The organism is Oryzomonas rubra (genome assembly GCF_008369015.1).
Lineage (GTDB): Bacteria > Desulfobacterota > Desulfuromonadia > Geobacterales > Pseudopelobacteraceae > Oryzomonas > Oryzomonas japonica.
Map to the genome: position 1 here is coordinate 420,186 of NZ_SRSD01000002.1, position 19,469 is coordinate 439,654.

At 61.5% G+C, this 19,469-nt stretch carries 20 protein-coding genes; 16 read left to right on the forward strand and 4 right to left on the reverse strand.

Annotated elements, in window-relative coordinates; all coding sequences use genetic code 11:
- Positions 1 to 21: 21 nt before the first annotated feature.
- The 5 genes from ET418_RS04965 (at position 22) to ET418_RS04985 (ending at position 3,714) form a co-directional block, all read left to right on the forward strand.
- On the forward strand, positions 22 to 381 hold the full coding sequence (locus ET418_RS04965) for a PilZ domain-containing protein (protein WP_149306463.1): 360 nt from the start codon (positions 22 to 24) through the stop codon (positions 379 to 381).
- A 324-nt stretch (positions 382 to 705) separates the two neighbouring features.
- Positions 706 to 1,305, forward strand: coding sequence for an outer membrane protein (locus tag ET418_RS04970; RefSeq protein ID WP_149306464.1), 600 nt, complete (start codon positions 706 to 708; stop codon positions 1,303 to 1,305).
- Between the two features lie 165 nt (positions 1,306 to 1,470).
- Entirely contained in the window at positions 1,471 to 1,779 is a 309-nt protein-coding gene (locus tag ET418_RS04975; RefSeq protein ID WP_149306465.1) for a type II toxin-antitoxin system MqsR family toxin, read from the forward strand.
- On the forward strand, positions 1,772 to 2,185 hold the full coding sequence (locus tag ET418_RS04980) for a type II toxin-antitoxin system MqsA family antitoxin (RefSeq protein ID WP_188055298.1): 414 nt from the start codon (positions 1,772 to 1,774) through the stop codon (positions 2,183 to 2,185). Before ET418_RS04975 ends, ET418_RS04980 begins: the two co-directional genes overlap by 8 nt.
- A 263-nt stretch (positions 2,186 to 2,448) precedes the next feature.
- Positions 2,449 to 3,714: a DUF5677 domain-containing protein gene (locus tag ET418_RS04985; RefSeq protein WP_149306467.1), complete on the forward strand. Its 1,266-nt coding sequence runs from the start codon at positions 2,449 to 2,451 to the stop codon at positions 3,712 to 3,714.
- A gap of 140 nt (positions 3,715 to 3,854) precedes the next feature.
- On the opposite strand, the gene ET418_RS04990 is transcribed toward ET418_RS04985, so the two are convergent.
- Complete coding sequence (locus ET418_RS04990) at positions 3,855 to 4,844, reverse strand: zinc-dependent alcohol dehydrogenase family protein (protein WP_149306468.1); 990 nt, start codon at positions 4,842 to 4,844, stop codon at positions 3,855 to 3,857.
- Positions 4,845 to 5,283: 439 nt separating this feature from the next.
- On the opposite strand from ET418_RS04990, the gene ET418_RS04995 reads away from it, so the two are divergent.
- The 6 genes from ET418_RS04995 to ET418_RS05015 all read left to right on the forward strand — a co-directional run bounded on the left by ET418_RS04995 (position 5,284) and on the right by ET418_RS05015 (position 10,886).
- Positions 5,284 to 5,901: an outer membrane beta-barrel protein gene (locus ET418_RS04995; RefSeq protein ID WP_246152941.1), complete on the forward strand. Its 618-nt coding sequence runs from the start codon at positions 5,284 to 5,286 to the stop codon at positions 5,899 to 5,901.
- 195 nt (positions 5,902 to 6,096) lie between these two features.
- Positions 6,097 to 6,528, forward strand: coding sequence for a bacteriohemerythrin (locus ET418_RS05000; RefSeq protein ID WP_149306469.1), 432 nt, complete (start codon positions 6,097 to 6,099; stop codon positions 6,526 to 6,528).
- Positions 6,509 to 6,676: a hypothetical protein gene (locus ET418_RS18090; protein ID WP_188055301.1), complete on the forward strand. Its 168-nt coding sequence runs from the start codon at positions 6,509 to 6,511 to the stop codon at positions 6,674 to 6,676. Before ET418_RS05000 ends, ET418_RS18090 begins: the two co-directional genes overlap by 20 nt.
- Positions 6,677 to 7,015: 339 nt before the next feature.
- Positions 7,016 to 9,010 (forward strand): methyl-accepting chemotaxis protein, encoded by a 1,995-nt coding sequence (locus ET418_RS18530; protein ID WP_188055304.1) that lies wholly within the window; start codon positions 7,016 to 7,018, stop codon positions 9,008 to 9,010.
- Positions 9,011 to 9,351: 341 nt separating this feature from the next.
- The gene (locus ET418_RS05010) at positions 9,352 to 10,263 is read left to right on the forward strand and encodes a hypothetical protein (RefSeq protein WP_149306470.1); all 912 of its coding nucleotides are present in this window, start codon (positions 9,352 to 9,354) and stop codon (positions 10,261 to 10,263) included.
- 128 nt (positions 10,264 to 10,391) lie between these two features.
- On the forward strand, positions 10,392 to 10,886 hold the full coding sequence (locus tag ET418_RS05015) for a cytochrome P460 family protein (protein ID WP_149306471.1): 495 nt from the start codon (positions 10,392 to 10,394) through the stop codon (positions 10,884 to 10,886).
- A 151-nt stretch (positions 10,887 to 11,037) separates the two neighbouring features.
- Here the strand turns inward: ET418_RS05015 and ET418_RS05020 are convergent, their stop codons facing one another.
- Positions 11,038 to 11,487, reverse strand: coding sequence for a universal stress protein (locus tag ET418_RS05020; protein WP_149306472.1), 450 nt, complete (start codon positions 11,485 to 11,487; stop codon positions 11,038 to 11,040).
- A gap of 358 nt (positions 11,488 to 11,845) precedes the next feature.
- On the opposite strand from ET418_RS05020, the gene ET418_RS05025 reads away from it, so the two are divergent.
- The 5 genes from ET418_RS05025 (at position 11,846) to ET418_RS05045 (ending at position 16,706) form a co-directional block, all read left to right on the forward strand.
- A complete protein-coding gene (locus tag ET418_RS05025; protein WP_149306473.1) occupies positions 11,846 to 12,688 on the forward strand; it encodes a substrate-binding domain-containing protein in 843 nt (280 codons plus the stop codon).
- Positions 12,681 to 14,330 (forward strand): hybrid sensor histidine kinase/response regulator, encoded by a 1,650-nt coding sequence (locus ET418_RS05030; protein ID WP_149306474.1) that lies wholly within the window; start codon positions 12,681 to 12,683, stop codon positions 14,328 to 14,330. The genes ET418_RS05025 and ET418_RS05030 overlap by 8 nt, the downstream gene beginning before the upstream one ends.
- Positions 14,331 to 14,711: 381 nt before the next feature.
- Positions 14,712 to 14,990, forward strand: coding sequence for a hypothetical protein (locus tag ET418_RS05035; protein ID WP_149306475.1), 279 nt, complete (start codon positions 14,712 to 14,714; stop codon positions 14,988 to 14,990).
- Between the two features lie 219 nt (positions 14,991 to 15,209).
- Positions 15,210 to 15,863, forward strand: coding sequence for a SagB/ThcOx family dehydrogenase (locus ET418_RS05040; RefSeq protein WP_218043366.1), 654 nt, complete (start codon positions 15,210 to 15,212; stop codon positions 15,861 to 15,863).
- Between the two features lie 90 nt (positions 15,864 to 15,953).
- Entirely contained in the window at positions 15,954 to 16,706 is a 753-nt protein-coding gene (locus ET418_RS05045) for an SDR family NAD(P)-dependent oxidoreductase (RefSeq protein ID WP_149306476.1), read from the forward strand.
- A 95-nt stretch (positions 16,707 to 16,801) separates the two neighbouring features.
- Here the strand turns inward: ET418_RS05045 and ET418_RS05050 are convergent, their stop codons facing one another.
- Positions 16,802 to 17,233 (reverse strand): FKBP-type peptidyl-prolyl cis-trans isomerase, encoded by a 432-nt coding sequence (locus ET418_RS05050; protein ID WP_149306477.1) that lies wholly within the window; start codon positions 17,231 to 17,233, stop codon positions 16,802 to 16,804.
- A gap of 83 nt (positions 17,234 to 17,316) precedes the next feature.
- Entirely contained in the window at positions 17,317 to 19,197 is a 1,881-nt protein-coding gene (locus tag ET418_RS05055; RefSeq protein WP_218043367.1) for a sensor histidine kinase, read from the reverse strand.
- Positions 19,198 to 19,469: the final 272 nt, after the last annotated feature.

Here is a 19,469-nt window from a genome sequence, read left to right on the forward strand (position 1 = left end):
CTCCTGGTGAGGTGAGGCGACATGACCGTGAACACGAGAAAATTTACGAGGGTGGAAATCTCGGCAGTGGCAACCATCGAGTGCCACGATCAAACCATATCCGGCGAGATTACGGAGATAAGCCTGCGGGGCCTGTTTATAAAAACCGCTGTCAAGCTCCCCGTCAACCAGCAGGTGTATGTAAAGGCGCATTGCCTGAAGAAGGAATTCCAATTCCCCGCCACCGTGATCTACGAGCAGGAGCAGGGCTTGGGACTCAAGATCGATGAGATCAACCTGCCGTCCTTTTTCCATTTACGGGAACTTATCGCTTCGAAGATGGAGGACCCCGATGCCGTCATCCAGGAAACATTCATCATGGCCGACATCATAACCGGGTAGCCCGGCGGTCGTTCGAGATTGTGCCATAATGATACAAACAGAGGCCTCCGGGATGTTCCAGGGGCCTTTTTTAATGTGAAAACGCAGGGTTCAAAAGATGGCCAAAATGTTATTTTTTTTAACACTCCAGGGATAGTGTTAATTTTTTTAACATATTGAAATTGTGATTGAAATATGCATGACCGTGGCGTAAAAGTGATCTATCGATCGGATGCGATCTGTTCCATTTCCGCAGGGAAGCTCCGCTCTGTTATGTCATGCGTTGTTCGCCCCCTGTTCCGCCGAGGAACAGGAGGGCGTATTTAATCCAAGGAGGTTTCTGGCATGAGAATCAAGGCATTGGTGGTGGGATTGTTTCTGGCGGCAACGACCGGGTCGGCTTGTGCGGCCGGGCCTTACCTCGGGGTCTCGGGCGGCGTGAGCATCTTTCATGATGCCGACCTGAAGGTGTCGGGCACCAGCGGCACGGCAACGACCGACTACAATTCCGGGTATGGCTTTGGCGCCAATGCGGGCTATAATTTCGACCCGGTGAGGCTGGAATTTGAATTCGGCTACCGGAAGGCCGACGTGGACCACTTCTCGGGACCCGGCGGCAGCCTCTCGGTGGACGATACGAATGTCAAAGTCATGAGCTACCTGGTGAACGGCTACTATGACATCAAAACAGGCACGATCTTCACGCCCTATGTCGGCGCAGGGCTTGGCGTGCTGGATGGCGAACTGCAGGTCCAGGGGACCAAGTATGACGACACGGTGTTCGGTTACCAGGTCGCCGTCGGGACGACAATCGCGGTGGACCAGCATATAGCGCTCGATTTTTCGTACAAGTTCCAGGGCGCCGGGTCCGATTTCTCAAAGGACGGGGTAAGCCTCTCCTACCTGAACAGCAGCTTCTCCGGGGGCTTCCGCTACAGTTTCTGACGGCTGATGTGCTGCTAACCAGGGGCCGGGCCTCCATGTCCCATTTGGGATACGGGCCCGGCCCTTGTGCGTTATCCCCGGAGGGCAGCCGGGATTGGTAGTTTGCTGGAGAGATGAGAACCAAAATACAGTTGCCAAATTACCCTGAAAGGGTCATTATAGAATATGGAAAAGAAGCGGCCTCATTACGACCTGGCCGTCATCAAGCGGCAGATGGATGCTGTCGAGACGATGGTGCTGACGACCTCGGCTCGTAACGGCATCAAGAAGGCCAGGATGTCGTTGCAGCAGGCGTGGCAGGTCATGCAGGCGCTCTCCCTGAAGAACTTCCATAAGTCCATGACCGTTTATGGCGACCACAAGGTCTGGCAGGATGTCTATTTCTCCGAGTGGCAGGGTATCGCCCTCTATATCAAATTTCAGAGACTTGATGACTATTTCATCATATCCTTCAAGGAGCGGGACGATGAGTAAGGAATACAACGGGAAAACCTGCCCCGAATGCCTTGAGGGCACCTTGAAACACGGCAGGAAAAAGACCGCCTTCGAGTACCGGGGGCGCGTTCTGGAGTTCGAGCAGGTCGGCGCATGGTGCAACCGCTGCGGCGAGGGTGTCATGACCGGCGCGGAGGCTACGGCTACGGAACCTTTGATCGACCAGTTCATCGCAACGGTTGATAAGGAAGAGGCGGCTGAACTGGCCCGCATCCGCAAGCGGCTCAAGCTGACCCAGAAACAGGCGGCGCAGATCACCGGCGGCGGCCATAACGCCTTCTCCCGGTACGAGCGGGGCGAAGCAAAACCGCTGCCGGCGGTCATCAAGCTCATGCGCCTTCTGGATCGGCACCCGGAACTGTTGCAAGAGGTTGTCGCTGCGTAGCATGAAAGGAATCACGCGGCCCTTCGGGGGCGTATCATAATGACACAACCAGAGGCGTCCGGGCGAGTTCCGGGCGTATTTTTTTGTGTATAAACAGTGGGTTATGATGGATGGGCGCTTTGTGGTAATTTTTTTCACACTTTCGCAGGAGTGTTAATATTTTTAACATATTGATTTTGCGATTGAAATGTGTGTTTTCGGGGAGTAGAAGGGTATGGGGAGTGGCTTACCCACAACCCCCACCCAACCAAAAGGCAACCCCAATGAACACACTGCAAGAACTCTTTGAAACGACCCTGGCAAAGACCCTTTCCGAGGAACGGGTTATCGTTCATATCCTTTTGAAGAAATTCCGGGATCAGGGGTTCGTTCTCAGCAACAAGCAGATCAAGGAACTGGAACAGGTCATATCCAGCAAAGCAGATATCGGCACCTTCAAGTTCGACGAAAGCGAGGCCCTGGAACTACCCGAGGATTTGACGGAATTTGAGAGCAGCGGCGTCCGCATCGAAATCGACCACAAAAAGGACTTGGCCGACGCTTTCGAGGAGATCGCCGGAAACCTGTCCCATTCCCTGCCCGAGATAGCGGTGGAAGTCGCGGATATCATCCTTGACACCTTGAAGAAGAACTTCAAACAGTATCAGAAACACGCCCGGAAGGAACTCAAACAGTTCAGCGCCGACCTGGACCATACCTGGGGCACGGCCGTCGACCTGCTGGAGATGTTCTATGACATCGCCCTGGAATCGGGAAACAACTTCAACGAATACTATTGGCCAAAAGCCGCCAAGGAGGGCGACCTTGCCTTCGATGTCCTCACACGGCTCCACGCCAAGGGGTGCCGGACCTGCGCGGAGATCATCTGCCTGCTGAAAAACGGCTATGCCGACGGCGCCCACGCCCGGTGGCGCTCCCTGCGCGAAATGGCGGTCATCGCCGCGTTGGTGCGCAGCCACGGCAACGACGTTGCCGAGCGGTATCTGTACCATGGCGATATCGAGGAGTACCAGGCGGCCCAACGGTATCAGGCCCACTGCGGGGAGGTGGGGTGCCCGAAACTGGACGAGGGGGAGTACGCCGCCCTCAAGGACAATTACCTCACCCTGATCGCCAAATACGGCACGAGCTATGAAAACGAGTACGGCTGGGCCGCCACGGCGTTGGGCACGGAGGACCCGACCTTTGCCGATTTGGAGGCAAATGTGGGCCCGGACCACCTGCGCCCCTATTACAAAACGGCCGGCCAGAGCGCGCCCGACAGCCCCAGGGGGCTCCTGTCCAAAGCCGGCCTGCTCCCCCAGACATCGGAACTGTCCCTCTCCGGCCCCAGCAATCTCGGCCTGGCCGATCCGGGCCACGGCGCGGCGATCTCGCTTTTGCACATCACCACAGCGCTTTTGACCCTGGATTCCAATCTGGACCGGCTGGTGATCTGCAATGTGCTGCTGAACCTGGAAGGGAAGATCGGCGAGGCGTTTCACGCGGCGCAGGCGGCGGTTGCAGAGCCGGGGATTGCGACACGGTAAATCATCTGTAGGTTATTGTTTTGATGCCTCGGAATAATGCCGGGGTTATTCATAGCACCGAAATACAAACGGGGCGGGCAGGCCCCCAGGCTGCCAAGGCATGCGTGGCATCCCGGAAGCCCCGCCCCCTCCCGCTCGCGTCACACCGTCACCACGATCTTGCCCTGTTGCAGGTTGGATTCCATGTACCGGTGAGCCTCCACAATGCTTTCCAGCGGGAACGTGCGGTCGATGACCGGTTTCAGCGCGCCGGATTCGAGCCCGCTGGAGACGAACTGCTTGCCGCGGGCCAGCATCTCCGGCTCCCTCACGATCTCGAACAGGGTGTACCCCCGCACCGACAACCCCTTGCCCAGGGCTGCGAACAGGGGAAAGGGCGTCGGCGCCGGCGACAATGCCCCGTATTCGAAGATCGTCGCCCCCTGAGCGGCGGCGTCGGCAAGTTTTTCCAGCAGAGGCCCCGCCACGGGATCAAAGACCATGGTTGCGCCTTTCCCGGCGGTAATCGCCATCACCCGCGCCACCAGATCCTCTTCGTCGGTCACGATGACGTGATCCGCCCCCGCCCCCAAAAGAAAATCCTTCTTCCCGGCGCCGCGCGTGGCGGCGATGGCGGTCGCCCCGACATACTTTGCGACCTGGATCGCGGCCAACCCCACGCTGCTGCTCGCCGCGGTGATCACGACGCTGTCGCCTTTCTGCAAGCGGCCGAATTCCACGAGCGCCCCGAAAGCGGTGAGATACTGCATCCAGATCGCCGCACCCTCCACCGGCGTCAGGACCCCCGGATACGGGACGGCCGCATAGGCCGGCACGATGGCGCTTTCCCCGTAGACCCCGTAGTCGCCGACGGAGAAGGAGGGTATGGTGCTTACCCGGTCCCCGACCTTGATACCGCTGACGCCCGGCCCCACGGCGTCCACGATCCCCGCCGCCTCATAGCCGATCCGCGAGGGGAGCTTGGGCGTCTCCAGGTACTGTCCCTGGCGGAACATGACTTCGGCGCGGTTCAGGCCGATGGCCGCAACCTTCAGGCGGACCTCTCCCGCGCCCGGCTCCACAAGAGGCGCATCTTCGAGCTTGAGCACCCCGGCATCCCCTGTTTCGTAAAAGCGAACAACCTTCGGCATGGCGTTTCTCCTTTATGATGTCAATCTACGTCCTGTCATTATCGTCCAGGAATTGCATTGCAACCGTTTGCCGAAAAACTTCAGGACAGGTGGTGTTAATTGTACCACCATATGAAAACGCCGCAGGGGATATTGGGGGCCTTCCCTTTCCGCTGCCCTGTTCGGATGGAGGGTAAAAATACGGGCGGGCGTATAACCTGCCGCCCCGAGGGGGCCGCCATATATGGCAGTTGCGTCAAACTTGACGTCTTCCCCTGACGGTTTTCCCCCTCCCCGCGCCATCGCCTGATTTTTTATCCCGCACACGCGCCCCCCCCCCCCTGCCTTCTCCAAGTTCAAATAGGCCGCCCCAGGAGCCCCTTCATTTGCTATGTGGGCACTTTGCGGTATTGTTGAGTGAGATGCACTCGTTCGATACACACGATAGGGGAGGAAGCGTATGAAAACAAAAACGATTGCGGCATGTCTGGTGTTGGTTTGCAGCCTGGTTACTGTCAATGCCATGGCGGCGGACACGAATAGTGCGGAGAGCATCAAGGGCAGACTCGGCATCACCGGGGAAATAGGCTTTCTGGTGCCGGCGGACAACGATGCGGTCAGCACCGGCATTGTGGTCGGGAGGGGGCATACGGATACGGGCTTCATCGGCGGCGGCGGCCTTATCTTCGGTATCCTCGATAATTTCGCGGCAGAATTCCAGATCACCCATACCGGTTTCGGTACGGACACGAACACGGATTTCGATACCACCAATATCTCTCTGGGAGCACAGTACCGCTATCTCAACCTCCCGGTTAAAAAATTGGTTCCCTATGTCGGCGCCGGGGTGGACATCCTGATCAACGGGGCCAACAACGGCCTGGATGTGGACACCGTGGCAGGGATACACGTCAAGGCGGGGGTGGATTATTTCGTCATGCGCCAACTGGCCCTGACGTCCGAGCTCAAGGGGGTCATCGCCCCGAATGCCGACATCAAGGCCGGGGGCGGCAAGGTCGGCGAGTTTGATCCCGACAGCTTCTCCATGACCTTCGGGGTACGGTATTTCTTCAACTGACACGGCCCCTGCACACGCCAAGGGTCGGCCGGTCCCGAAGGCCGGTCAGGTAATCCGTTGACAAAGATGGCCCGGCCATAGCACAATCGCCCATTGTTTACGCAATGGGCGATTTTTTTGGGTAAAAACATCGGGGAAAACGGTAACGCCGCCAGAGCAGCCGACCGGCTGGAAACATAACGGGAGTAGAAGTACATGGAGCATTTCACCTGGAACAGCACGTATTCCGTAGCCGATGAAGAGCTGGACAATCATCACAAGGACCTGTTCGGCATATTCAACAGGCTCTACGACACCTGTCTGAAGAAGAATGAAGCCTCCCCCCTGGGTGCGGTCATCGAGGAGTTGCTATCCTACAGCGCGTATCACTTCCATGCGGAAGAGCAGCATATGAAGGACCTGGACTACGGCGGCCTTGAGCAGCACATCGTCCAGCACCGGGCGTTTGCCGCCAGGATAGACAAGTACCACCATGCCCACGTGGCAAACGAGGTGCTGGTATCCAAGGAGATCGTGCTGCACCTGTGGAAGTGGCTCATCGACCATGTCATGACGGAAGACAAGAAGTATTCATTCAAGCAGAAACGACCGGCGCAAAGGAGCCACCATGACGGACGACAAGCCTGACAACGAACGGACGCTCTCCCTGGAGGAGCTCGTGGTCTCCCACAGCTACGAGATGCTGGCCCTGATAACGGTCCTGGAGAAGAAGGGCATCCTGGACCGGGGCGAGATCATCGAGGTGATCAAGGAGTTGCGGGACAGCCAGGGGTGAGGCGCGCCCCGCCCGGAAGTTTTGGCACTGTTACACGAGCGTACGTGCCGACGCGGCATATGGCACGCGGGCGATAACGGCAACGGCGGTTTCCCTGCCCTTTGCGCGATGTTGCCCCCTCACCCGTCCCCCACGATGTACCAAAATTTGCGCGATAACCGTACGGCTTCTGCACCATCGACCGCGTCCCTCCCTCCATGCCGCTTTCGCCTGTCTCCAAGTTGTTTGACAATTCATATAGATTAATGTACTTATTATATTTTTCAAATTAAACATGCCTATTTTTTATTTACGGCATGACCGAAGAGAAATGCGACACGAAGCCGGGGGAGGAAAAGCATGAAGTGGTCGGACCTGAAGGTAAAAACAAAGCTGGTATTTTTAACCATTGTGACGTGTGTGGCGGTGGCCGTGGTTGCGGGTCTGGGCCTTTACGGCATCCGCGATACGTCCGGCGGCATTGTGGAAGCCAATGAGGGGCTCAACCAGGTTGCTGTCGCGGACAGCCTGGTGAAAAATTTTCTTACCATCCGCCTGGATCTGGTCTACATGCTGTCCCTTACCGATACCCATCAGTTGGAAGACAAACGGGCCGATATGCTCAAACAGGTGGGCGCTATCCGCGAGGGGATCAAAAAACTCGGCGCAACCAAGATGTCGGACCAGGAGAAGGATCTGCTGAAGCAGTTCGGCGACGGCTTCGAGGCGTACCTGCTCCAGGGGGAAAAGCTGGCGAAACAGGCCATTGAGTCGGCGGCCAACGGCGGCAAGGGGCATGAGGCGGTCGTTGACTTTGCCGTAACATCGACAGCGCCGCTCTATGAAAAACCGGCCGCTGCGATTGCCAAGATTGTCGAGACCGAGGTGAAGGCGGCACGGGAGATGACCAAGACTGACACGGAGCGCGCCAGGAAGATCGAGGGGGGCATGGCCGCCATGAGCCTCCTGTGCATCGCCATTGCGCTCCTGTTCGGCTTCACGATCTTCCGCTCCATCACCCGGCCGCTGGCCAGGGTTATCCAGGTGCTTTCCACCGTCGCCTCCGGGGACCTGAAGGCCCGTTCGGGCCTCGACTCCCACGACGAAATGGGCGTACTGGCGCGCGAAGTGGACGATATGACCCAGAAACTGGCCGATACGATCGGCAAGGTCTCGGTGAGTAGCATCCAGGTCTCGGTCGCCGCCAACCGCGTCCATAAGTTGGCCGACGGCCTGGCGCGGAACTCAGAGACCCTCGCCAGCCAGTCCACAACCATCGCCACCGCCAGCGAGGAGATGGCGGCGACGTCGTCCGACATCGCCCGCAACTGCAACGATGCGGCGCGGGAAGGCCAAGGCGCCAGCGAAGTGGCGGTCTCGGGGGCCGATGTGGTGGACGGGACGGTAACGGGAATGGCGCGGATCGCCGAACGGGTCAAAGGCTCGGCACAGATCGTCGAGGAGTTGGGACGCCGCTCCAACCAGATCGGCGAGATCATCGGCACCATCGAGGACATCGCCGACCAGACGAACCTGCTGGCGCTGAACGCGGCCATCGAGGCCGCCCGGGCCGGGGAACAGGGGCGCGGCTTTGCCGTGGTCGCCGACGAGGTCAGGGCTCTGGCCGAACGGACCACCCGGGCGACCCGCGAGATCGGCGAGATGATCAAGTCCATCCAGGAAGAGACCAAGTCAGCGGTGGCGGCCATGGAAGAGGGAGTGGCCGAGGTGGAGCGGGGCAGCGAGGGCGCGGCCCAATCGGGAGAGGCGTTGCAGCACATCCTCCAGCGCATCGATGTGGTAACCCAACAGGTCAATCAGATCGCCACGGCCGCCGAAGAGCAGACCGCAACCACCACCGAGGTGTCCCACAATATCATGAATGTCACCGAGATCGCCCACGCGACCTCCAACGAATCGCGGGACATCACCGCCGAAGCCAACAAGCTCACCAGCCTTTCAGCAGCCCTGATGGACGCCATCGGCGCCTTCAAGATCGAAGAAAGCAATTCCCTCATCATCAACAAGGCCAAGAGCGCCCACATGATCTTTGTGGGCAAGATCCGGGCACACCTGGACGGTGCGGCAAAAACCGACCCCTCCACCCTGCCGGACCACCACGGCTGCGCCTTCGGCACATGGTACGACACCACGGGCAACGAGCATTGCGGTCATCTCCCGACCTTCAAGAGCATTGTCCAACCCCATGCCAGGGTCCACGAACTGGGCCGTGCCGCCGTCATGGCGCACAACGCCGGCGACCGCGGCAAGGCGGCCGAGCTGTGCCAGGAGATGGTGGACAACTCCACCGTCCTGCTCGACATCCTCGGCGAACTGGAAAAGACGTGCGCGTGATGGGCAGAGGGGCGCTGTGGGTGCGGCAGCGATACCAGCCGCGGTAACGATAAGCGGGGAAGCCGGAGCGGATTCGGCGTTTCTCGGGCAAAACGGCATGTGAAGAGGCACCCGGAGGCAATCCGGGTGCCTCTTTCGTTTCCACTGTGCAGGGACGGCACGCAGCCAAGGGGCGATCGGTGGAGATTGCGGTTAACCGGCTTGACGGGCCACGCGTTGCCCTCTATTATCGGGGCCATTACAGGGACGCAGCCGGCATGAGCGACAGCGGCGCCGCCCGTGAGGCATGTTGTCCCGTGGGCTTGGCCCCTACCTGATTTTTTGAAAGAGAGACCGATACCATGAACATGAAGGTTACGTTTTCCATCATCTGCGGCATGATAGCGGTTGTCGCATCGTCCTGCGCCCTGGCCCAGGAAACCGACACGGTGAACAAGGCGGGCAAGGAGGCCCTTGCCCTCCCCCTGGGGCGGCCGCTCCCCTCCATGGAGGTCAACGTCGATACGGCCTGGCTCCCCGCCAGCAGAGTCCGCAGCACCGGCGGCGATGTCACCATGGGCGAAGTAAAGGCCGACGTTACCCGGCGCTTCGTCGCCACTCCCCAACTCGGCCTCTCTGCCGGCGTGAACTACTCGCTCCGGGAGATCGACGCCCCGGACAGCGCCCGCCTGCCCGACGCGCTGCACGTGCTCGCCCTGAACCTGGGGGCGGAGTACCATGTCAACGAGGCGCTCACCCTGGGCCTCCGGATCTCCCCATCGGTCGCCAGCGACTTCAAGGCTTTCACCGGGAGTGATATCCGGGTGCCGGTGGCGGCCCACGCCGGCTTTCAGGTTTCCCGGAGCCTGTTCCTCCTGGGGGGAATCGCCTACACCGGAATGAACCGCTCCTATCCGGTCCTCCCCGTGCTGGGCCTCGTGTACACGCCGGTGGAGCAATGGACCTTCGCCCTCGGCTTTCCCCGCACCGGCGTCATCTACCGGCCGGACAAGGGCACCGAGCTGTACGCGGGAGCCGAGTTTTCCGGGGGCGAATACCAACTGCACGATGCCGCCCTGGGGGCCGGTGACGTCAGCTACCAGGATTACCGGGCAGTGGCCGGGGCCGATATCCGCGTCTGCTCCTTTGCCAAGCTCGGCATCGCCGGGGGCTACGCATTTGCCAGAAAGTTCGTCTTCTACGACAGCAACCGGGCCGATATGAACCTGGACGGCGCGCCCTTCGGCCGCGTGGCCCTCAAGCTGGCCTGGTGACCGGCGGGGGTGAGTGCCCCCCAACCCTCGTCCCCCCATTGCCAACAACCGATTCCCTGCTATGCTTGGCACAGGTGTTCCAATACCGGCAGGGGTGCCGCGCGCGCCTCCGCCCAAAGGGGGAGAGTATGCTGAGAATCGTTGTGGCTTGTATAGCTCTGCTCGCGGTTGCAGGCTCCGGTAGTGCCATGGACAGGCCGGTGGCTCCCAACGGCATTGCCCTGTATTCCGGTTACATGAATTGGAAGGTCGTCGCCCCCTCCTACCGGGAGGACAAGGGGCACATCCGCATCGTCACCGGCAACGAGATCGCCGTCGCGGCGCTGCGCGCCGGCACGAAGCCGCTCCCGGACGGCAGCGTGCTGGCCAAGGTGGCCTGGAAGGCGGAGAAACATCCCTCCTTCCCGGTGGCCACCGTGCCGGGGGCGTTCGCCCAGGTGGAGTTCATGGTGAAGGATGCCGTGAAGTACAAGGAGACCGGGGGGTGGGGTTATGCCCGATTTCTGGGGAATGAATTGAAGCCCTACGGCAAGGACGCCGGGTTCGTCAAGGAGTGCTTCGGCTGCCATACGCCGGTGGCGGACAACGACTATCTCTTCACCAGGATCGTTACGGTCCCCTAGGCGGCACAGGTACAGCCCGCGGCAACGGCAAAAACAGCCCCGGCCTCCCCTGACGATGGGGCGGCCGGGGCCGTGGCAAGACTGCCTCTCCTCCGGCGGCTGCAAAAGCGATGGCGCCCAGGGTCTTGAAGGGCGTGCCGGAGCACGCGGGCTACTGTACCGGAAGCCTGACGCTGAGTACCGGACATTTCGCCGCCCGGACAACGCGCTCGGCCGTGCTGCCGAAGACGAGGTGCTCAAGGCCGGTGCGGCCGTGGGTCCCGATGACGATCAGCGATGCGCCGATCTCGCTCGCCTTGGCAATGATTTCCTGAAACGGGATGCCGCTGACGATAGCGGTCGTGTAATTGCCGTAATCCGCCAGTTTGCTGCTGCAAAATTTCGCCATCATCTCCTTCGCGCCCTGGCTGATCTCTTTTTCAAGCTCCTCGTAGGTCACCTGGGGGACATAAATCCCGCGCAGGTCGGCAGGCTCGTTGATCACATGCACGATGGTCAACTCTGCGTTGAACTGCCTGGCCAGGGCGAGGGCGTAGTCGAATGCGTAATCGGAGTTGTCGGAAAAATCGGTTGCCATCATTATTTTGTCGAATCGTTTCATACGCCGCCTCCTCGCGTTACAACGGGTCTGCCGGTGCCGGGGGCGCCATCCGCGGGACCGGTCCGCAGAAAAGCCCTTCGAACAAACGTCCCCCCCTGCCAACAAAGACACTAGCATATCGTTATTATTGAATATTTATCACATTGCCATTCAAGGCCACCTGTATGCAGTGTACCATGTGCCCGCAGTTTGTCAAAGGTCGGCCGGCAGGGACCGGGCGGCTATCACCCCATTGCAGGCGATACCGTGTCGTGATATACTTAATGAAAATTTTCCACTGCCGTTATCTACGCTCAAGGAGCCGCGCGGGGATCGGCGCAGCAGCCGTCCGTAACCTGCGAGCCGGGGGGTTCGGCCTATGCAGTGGATCAAAGCACTCATTTCGTGTGTCTGTTTTTTCGTGGCCTCCGGTGCCGTGGCACACACCTGCCTGGCCGCCGAGACCATACGCGTCAACGGCTCCGGCAGTTGCCTCGACATGATGAAGCCGCTCGTCCAGGCGTACGGGAAGATCGACCACGATGTCCGCATCGAGATGGCCCCCCCGCTGGGGAGTTCCGGCGCCATCAAGGCGCTCCTGGCCGGTTCCCTGGACCTGGCGGTGAGCGCCAGGCCGCTCAAGCCGGAGGAAACGGCGAAAGGGGCGCGGGCAACGCCCTACGGCAGGACCCCCCTGGCCATCGTCGCCGAGAAGGGGTGCCCCGTTGCCACCATCACCACCAGGGAGTTGGAACAGATCTATGCCGGCAAGACCTACAGGTGGCGCAACGGCGAAGCCATCCGGCTGGTGCTCCGCCCCCGCGAGGACATCGACACCCGGATCATGCGCACCCTTTCCCCCGGCATGGAGAGCGCCATGAGCGCGGCACTGGCACGGCCGGGGATGATCGTCGCGGTCACCGACGCGGATGCGTACCAGACCGTCGTAAAAACCCCCGGAGCCCTGGGGGTGACCGGGCTGACCAGCGTCCTGGTGAATCGGCTCCCCCTCGTCACCCTCTCCCTGAACGGGGTCAAACCGTCACCCCGGGCGGTGGCCAGCGGCGCCTACCCCCTCGCCAAGGAGATCAACTTCGTCACCCGCCCCGCCCCACCGCCCGCCGTGCGGAGATTCCTGAATTTCGTCCATTCCCCCCAGGGGCGGGCCATTGCCAAGAAGGCCGGCGTTCTGGTCACGGCCCGACCAGCGACGTATGAATAGGATCGACCTCTCCATACGGCACATCTCCCTTGTGACGGCCGCGGCCGTCTCGCTCCTCATCGCGCTGCTGGTGCCGGTCGCCTATTTCGCCATTTCATACCAGTACCTGCGCGGCACCATCGATGCCCAAAACGAGCTGAACGCCAGCGCCGTGACGGACATCGTGAAAAAGAACCCGACCATGTGGCGCTTCGAGGATCTCCGGCTCTCGGAGATGCTCGACCGCCGCCTGGACCATGGCATGGACGAAGAGCGGGTCATCACCGACACCAGGGGCGAGGTCATCGCCCGGAACGCCATAACCGTGCCGCAGCCGCGCCTCTCCGGCGTCCATGACATCTACGACGCCGGAACGGTCGTGGCCCGCCTCACCACCTCCCGTTCCCTGGTCTCCCTCTGGTGCGCCACCGCCTTCCTGGCCGCCGGTTCCACGCTCTTTGCCCTGGTGGTGTTCTACCTGCTGCGCACCTATCCCCTGCAAGCCCTGCGCAAAGCCAGCCTGGCCCTGGCCGAGAGCGAAGAGCGGCACCGGCTCCTGTTCGAGCAGAGCCGGGACGCCCTGGTGGTGACCATGCCCGATGGGGCCGTCATCTCCGCGAACCCGGCGGCGTGCGACCTTTTCGGCATGACCCGGGAGGAATTCCTGACCGTCGGCAGGGACGCCATCATGGACCCCGGGGACGGGCCCAACAGGGAGGCCCTCGCGGTCAAGGCCCACACCGGGCAGTTCAACGGCGAGTTGAACTTCACCAGAAGGGACGGGAGCCGCTTCCCCGGCGACGTTTCCCTGAGCCGTTTCAGCGACTCGGCGGGTGTCGTCAGGACCATCATGCGAATCCGGGACGTCACCGAGCGCAAACAGACGGAGGAGTTCCTGCGGCAGGCAAAGAAGGCGGCCGAGGCCGCCAGCCTGGCAAAGGGGCAGTTCCTCGCCAACATGAGCCACGAGATCCGCACCCCCATGAACGGCATCATCGGCGTCACCGGCATGCTGCTGGATACGAAGCTCGACCCGGAACAGCGGGAGTATGCCGAGGTGGTCAGGGAATCGGGCCTCTGCCTCCTCACCATGGTCAACGACGTGCTCGATCTCTCCAAGATCGAGGCCCGCAAGATCGAACTGAAAACCGAGGAGTTCGACCTCCGGGCGACCGTGGCCGGGACCATGGACCTGCTTGCCGTGGAAGCGCGCGCCAAGGGGCTGAAACTCGACGCGGAGATCGCCCCGGATGTCCCGTTGTCGCTGAAGGGGGACCCGGGCCGCCTGCGCCAGATCATCACCAACCTGGTGGGCAACGCCATCAAGTTCACGCACCACGGCTCCGTCTCCCTGCACATCTCCAAGGATACGGAAGACCGGCACAGCGTCACCCTGCGCTTCCTGGTGCGCGACAGCGGCATCGGCATACCGGCCGACAAGCTGAACCTGATCTTTGAGCCCTTCACCCAGGTGGACAGTTCCACCACCCGCAGATACGGCGGCACCGGGCTGGGGCTGGCCCTCTCCCGGCAGTTTGCGGAGATGATGGGCGGAACCATGGGTGTCGAGAGTGTCGAGGGGCAGGGTTCGACCTTCTGGTTCACCGCCGTGCTCGAAAAGCGCGGCGCGCAGGGGGAGGAACCGCACCTCGCCCCCCCCTGAGGGGCGGGATTCTCATAACTCCCAGGGGTCCCATACGTCCTGGGATCATATGACCAAGAGGCCGCATGGAACCTGTGTCATCCTCTCTCCGAGCGGCCGCCGCCTGACCTGCTCGCCACCTCCCGAAAAAGCTCGTCCCTGTTGACCCTCCGCTTCCCCTTCCGGTACGCCGCGAATCCCCCGGCACCCAATATCGCAATATATTGCTATTTCAGTAATATTCGCAATATACGACAAACATCTTAACAACATATTGCCATCATGGCTCGCCATTAAGCAGCAACCATCCGATATAACTAATAATAATTATTGGCACGATTGTGGCAACCTTGACCAAGAAAGGGTAAACACAACAACCCATCAAGGATAAGGAGAACGAATATGAATAGGATCATTATGCTGTGCGTCGCGGCGGCCCTGGCACTCCCCATGGCGGCAGCGGCAGCGGACGATACCAGAAGCGGCGAGGGCAAGGACCTCGCCCTGTTGAACACCAAAGGGTGCGATGACGCCATCAAGAACGACAACGTCTACGAGCGTATTGCGATGTTGCAAAAGGAGTTGGGGAAAAAGCCTGTACCCTACACGAAGGATGAAGTACAACAGCTCGAGGCCAAGGTGGATGCCTGCAGGACCGTATTGAACACCTTGGGCTACTAGGCCGGCGACTCTCCCGGGTAGTTTGCCGTTGCCATGACGGAAAAACGGATCAGGGCTCACCTAATGGTGTGCTTTGATCCGTTTTTTTATTCCTAACGGCCATCGACGGCATGACGGAGGACATGACCTTCGGCAAAATAAACTCACGGGCATAGGGAATGCCGACAGAGTGTAGTATAATAAAACACGCGGCAGAAAAAAACAGGAGGTGGCCATAGGATGAAGATCATGTCTCTGGTTGTCATGATGATGCTGGCGGTTGCGTCCACGGCCGGAGCGCTGGATACGGGGGACATTTCCCTGCCCACGCCGCGCATGGAGGGGGGCAAGCCGCTCCTGCAGGCGCTGAGGGCCCGCCAGTCGACCCGCACCTTTGCCGGGAAGAAACTGCCGCCCCAACTCCTGTCCGACCTGCTGTGGGCTGCGGCCGGCATCAACCGCCCCGGCTCCGGGAAACGCACCGCCCCCTCGGCCAGAAACTGGCAGGAGGTGGAGGTGTACGCCGTGATCCCCGAGGGAGCCTATCGCTACGACGCCAAGGCCAATAGCCTGCGTATGGTGGCCAGGGGGGATTTCCGCAAGCTGGCCGGGACCCAGGCCTACACGGCCGCGGTACCGCTCAACCTGGTGTATGTGGCGGACAGCGGCAAGATGGCCGGGGTGACCGCCCCGGAGGAGCAGGCGTTCTATTCGGGCGCCGACACCGGGTTCATCAGCCAGAACGTCTACCTCTTCTGCGCCTCGGAAGGGTTGGCCACGGTGGTGCGGGCCTCGGTGGACCGAACGGCACTGGGGGCCGCCCTGAAGCTCACCGGCCGGCAGAAGATCACCCTGGTCCAGTCCGTGGGGTATCCCGAGGCCCCGGGCCGGTAACAATAAAGAGAGCGGCACAACAAAAAAGGGCGCATACGTCCTCTACGCCCCATGAAACCTGCAACCTCTACCAGCAGAAAGGAACCAACCATGAGCATCGCACTGATAACCGGCGCCAGCCGCGGCCTGGGCAAGAGCATCTCCCTGCACCTGGCCGCCAAGGGGCATGACGTCATCATCACCTACAACAGCAAGAAAACGGAGGCCGCAGAGGTCGTCGCCCGGATAGAGGGAGCCGGCCGCAAGGCCGTGGCCCTGCCCCTGGATGTGGCGGACCACAAGAGCTTCCCCGGCTTTGGGGAGCGGGTCGGGGCGGCCCTGGCGGAAACGTGGGGGCGCGGCGACTTCGACTTCCTGGTCAACAACGCCGGCATCGGCATCAACGCCCCCTTTGCGGAGACGACCGAGGAGCAGTTCGACCTGTTGATGAACATCCATTTCAAGGGGGCCTTCTTCCTGACCCAGCGGCTCCTGCCGCTCATCAAGGACGGCGGCCGGATCGTGAACGTCTCGTCGGGGCTGGCCCGGTTCGCGCTCCCCGGCTTTGCCGCCTACGCCGCCATGAAGGGCGCCGTCGAGGTGCTGACCCGCTACCAGGCCCAGGAGCTGGGGCCGCGCGGGATCTCCGTGAACACGGTCGCCCCCGGCGCCATCGAAACCGATTTCGGCGGCGGCATGGTGCGGGACAACGCCGACGCCAACCGGATGATCGCCTCCCAGACCGCCCTGGGGCGGGTCGGCCTGCCGGACGACATCGGCGGCGCGGTGGCGGCGCTCGTGTCCGACGATTGCCGCTGGATCAACGGCCAGCGGGTGGAGGTCTCGGGGGGAATTTATCTCTGAGGAGAGGAAAAAAGAAGCCGGTTATAAGTCCCATCGGTCCCATAAGTCCTGGGCCTATGGGACCGATGGGACTTATGGGACCTCTGTAAAACGACCTACCTGATGTTGAGCAGTTCCACCTCGAAGATCAGGGTGGCGTTGGGGGGGACGGCGCTGCCGGCCCCGCGGGAGCCGTAGGCCAGTTCGGGTGGGCACACCAGCTTGGCCTTGCCCCCCACCTTCATCTTCTGCACCCCTTCGGTCCAGCAGGGGATGACCCCGGTGAGGGGGAAGCTGATGGACTGGTTGCGCTTGTAGGAACTGTCGAACTCCTTGCCGTTGGTCAGGGTGCCGCGGTAGTTGACCTCCACGGTGCTGGAGGCCTGGGGCGACGCGCCCTTGCCTTCCCTGAGGGAGCGGTAGACCATGCCCGAGGCGGTCTTCACGGCGCCCTTCTCCCGGGCGGCCCTGTCGATGGCGTCGTTGGCCCCGGCAAAGGCCGGAACCGCAAGCATGGTGGCAATCGCTGCACTGATCAGTCGTTTCATCTCTGCTCCTTACGTTGGTGTGATGGGGGATGCACTGGCCGCATCCTACCATCCCCGAGCCTTTTCCGTCAACGCCGGGCGGCTCAGGCAGGGGCCCCGCCAGGGACCTCGATCCTGAACTCCGCGCCGCTACCGGTGTTGCGCACGGTCAGTTCCCCCCCCATATTCTTCTCGATGATGGACCGGGACATGAACAGGCCCACCCCGGTCCCCTGGTGCGGCCCCTTGGTGGTGAAGTAGGGATCGAAGATCCGTGCCATGATCTCCTCGGGCACGCCGCCCCCGTTGTCGGCGATGGTGACCGCCGTGACGCCGTTTGCGTTGCAGATGGTGATCGTGACCCTGGGGTTGGCGATCTCCCGTTCCATCATGACGTCCCGGGCGTTGGTCAGGATATTGAGGAACACCTGGGCAAACTCGTTCCAATAGCCGTAGATGACGGCGTCGTCCTTTGCGACGACATCGATGGCGATGTGGGGGTAGAGCAGGCTCCCCTCCAGGAGCGACAGGGTGGTGTCGATCGCCTCGCGCACGTTGAACGGCGCCTTTTCCTTCTCCGGCCTGAAGTAGTCCCTGAAATCGTCGATGGTCCGGGACATGTGCTGGATCAGCTCCATGGAACGTTTGACATTATGGTTCAACAGTTCCCGCGAGAATTCTCCCAGGTCGTAGGACAGTTGCAACTGCTGGATCGTGAGCCCGAGCGTGTTGAGCGGCTGGCGCCACTGGTGGGCGATATTGCCGATCATCTCCCCCATGGCCGCCTGGCGGCTCTGCTGGATGAACATCCGCTCCTTCTCCAGGAGTTCCTCCGTGGCCCGCAGGCGCCCCGCCGTTTCCTGTTGCAGCAATTCCATGGTCCGGGACAGGAGTTGCTCCGCCTCGTCCCGCTCCCGCGCCCGGCGCTGGAGCAGTTCCGAGGCCTGCACCAGGGCTGCGGCCACGTCCCCGGTCTCCTTGACGGAAAGGCCGCCGATGGCGGGCACGAGTTCGCCGCGGCCGATGGCCAGGGCGGGGTTCACCAGGGCCTGGATGTTTTGGGCGATTCTCCGGGCCATGCCCAGGCCGAAGATCATGCCCATGAGCGAGATAAGGGTCGCGCCCCCCACCGCCCAGGCGGTCCAGAGGTAGAGTTCCGTCATGACGGCCGCTTTGGGCACCGCTATCGCCACGGTCCAGTTGGACATGGCCGAGCGGCAGAAGGTGGCGAATACCGGCCTGCCCTCCAGATTGACGATCTCCGCGGTGCCCTCCATAGCCCTTGCCAGGGCCCTTGCCATGGCCCGGTTCAGGGCCGGGGTCACGTGGGCTCCGACGCCCCGCTCCGGGTTCTGCGTCCTGGCGGCCACCACCCGCTTGCTGTCCAGGATCGAGCCGTACCACTCCGGGGGGAGCTTCAGGGCCGTCAGGATCGACGCCAGGCGGTCCGGGGGAAGGGTCATGGCCAGATCGTAGACGACCCTGCCGCCGCGGAACACCGGGACGTCGATCCCGATGAGCGGCCGCCTGGTGACGGCGCCGTAGAACAGATCGCTCACCAGCGGCTTCCCGGATTGAAAGATACGGGCCACGGTTTCGGAGTTCTGGCGCCTGGGCAAGGGGGTGCCGTAGGGGCGGTAGGAATTGACCAACTGCTGCCCGGTGGCGTCGGCCACGATGATGTCGGCGCCGGGATAGGCGGCCGCCAACTCCCGGGCCTGGCGATGGATGGCCGCGAAATCTCCGGCGCTAAAGGCCGGGGACGTGGCCAGCCCCCGGAGGGCGGCCTCGACGCTGGCCAATTCACGGTCGACACCCATGGTCATGGCCCGCGCGGTTTCCAGCATGGTGCTGTTCAGGTGGTCGCGCTTTGCCGAGTAGGCGTAAAACACCAGAAAAGCGGCGGCCAGCCAGACCGGCACGACGCAGGTAGCCACCAGGCGCGTCAACTGGTAACGGATTGTGGAGTGGGATCGGGGAAACATCAAGCGCGTCCTTATGGTTGGCCGGCCCCTGCCGGATGGGTTATTCGGGCTTCCCCCACGGAGAGGGCGAACAGCGCCCCACGGACCAGGGCATTCTTTTAAATTTACCTGAGAGTCGCCGCCTGTCAAGGGAGTAATTCCGGGACGACTTGACTCAAATTAAATGTAACCGAAGGAGTGGCAAAAAGGAAACGTTGCATCATATTACAGGTAACCGAAAGGAGGCCGTATATGGTGCTACGTTCCCGTCAGGAATACCTGGAAGCCATCCG

Excerpts from the sequence above, each read along its gene's own strand:
- ET418_RS05025 (WP_149306473.1), top strand. The coding sequence starts at position 11,846 with ATGCAGTGGATCAAAGCACTCATTTCGTGTGTCTGTTTTTTCGTGGCC.
- ET418_RS05000 (WP_149306469.1), top strand. The coding sequence starts at position 6,097 with ATGGAGCATTTCACCTGGAACAGCACGTATTCCGTAGCCGATGAAGAG.
- ET418_RS18090 (WP_188055301.1), top strand. The coding sequence starts at position 6,509 with ATGACGGACGACAAGCCTGACAACGAACGGACGCTCTCCCTGGAGGAG.
- ET418_RS05045 (WP_149306476.1), top strand. The coding sequence starts at position 15,954 with ATGAGCATCGCACTGATAACCGGCGCCAGCCGCGGCCTGGGCAAGAGC.
- ET418_RS05055 (WP_218043367.1), bottom strand. The coding sequence starts at position 19,197 with ATGTTTCCCCGATCCCACTCCACAATCCGTTACCAGTTGACGCGCCTG.
- ET418_RS04965 (WP_149306463.1), top strand. The coding sequence starts at position 22 with ATGACCGTGAACACGAGAAAATTTACGAGGGTGGAAATCTCGGCAGTG.
- ET418_RS05035 (WP_149306475.1), top strand. The coding sequence starts at position 14,712 with ATGAATAGGATCATTATGCTGTGCGTCGCGGCGGCCCTGGCACTCCCC.
- ET418_RS04975 (WP_149306465.1), top strand. The coding sequence starts at position 1,471 with ATGGAAAAGAAGCGGCCTCATTACGACCTGGCCGTCATCAAGCGGCAG.
- ET418_RS05015 (WP_149306471.1), top strand. The coding sequence starts at position 10,392 with ATGCTGAGAATCGTTGTGGCTTGTATAGCTCTGCTCGCGGTTGCAGGC.
- ET418_RS04990 (WP_149306468.1), bottom strand. The coding sequence starts at position 4,844 with ATGCCGAAGGTTGTTCGCTTTTACGAAACAGGGGATGCCGGGGTGCTC.
- ET418_RS04995 (WP_246152941.1), top strand. The coding sequence starts at position 5,284 with ATGAAAACAAAAACGATTGCGGCATGTCTGGTGTTGGTTTGCAGCCTG.
- ET418_RS05020 (WP_149306472.1), bottom strand. The coding sequence starts at position 11,487 with ATGAAACGATTCGACAAAATAATGATGGCAACCGATTTTTCCGACAAC.
- ET418_RS05040 (WP_218043366.1), top strand. The coding sequence starts at position 15,210 with ATGAAGATCATGTCTCTGGTTGTCATGATGATGCTGGCGGTTGCGTCC.
- ET418_RS05030 (WP_149306474.1), top strand. The coding sequence starts at position 12,681 with ATGAATAGGATCGACCTCTCCATACGGCACATCTCCCTTGTGACGGCC.
- ET418_RS18530 (WP_188055304.1), top strand. The coding sequence starts at position 7,016 with ATGAAGTGGTCGGACCTGAAGGTAAAAACAAAGCTGGTATTTTTAACC.
- ET418_RS05010 (WP_149306470.1), top strand. The coding sequence starts at position 9,352 with ATGAACATGAAGGTTACGTTTTCCATCATCTGCGGCATGATAGCGGTT.
- ET418_RS05050 (WP_149306477.1), bottom strand. The coding sequence starts at position 17,233 with ATGAAACGACTGATCAGTGCAGCGATTGCCACCATGCTTGCGGTTCCG.
- ET418_RS04970 (WP_149306464.1), top strand. The coding sequence starts at position 706 with ATGAGAATCAAGGCATTGGTGGTGGGATTGTTTCTGGCGGCAACGACC.
- ET418_RS04985 (WP_149306467.1), top strand. The coding sequence starts at position 2,449 with ATGAACACACTGCAAGAACTCTTTGAAACGACCCTGGCAAAGACCCTT.
- ET418_RS04980 (WP_188055298.1), top strand. The coding sequence starts at position 1,772 with ATGAGTAAGGAATACAACGGGAAAACCTGCCCCGAATGCCTTGAGGGC.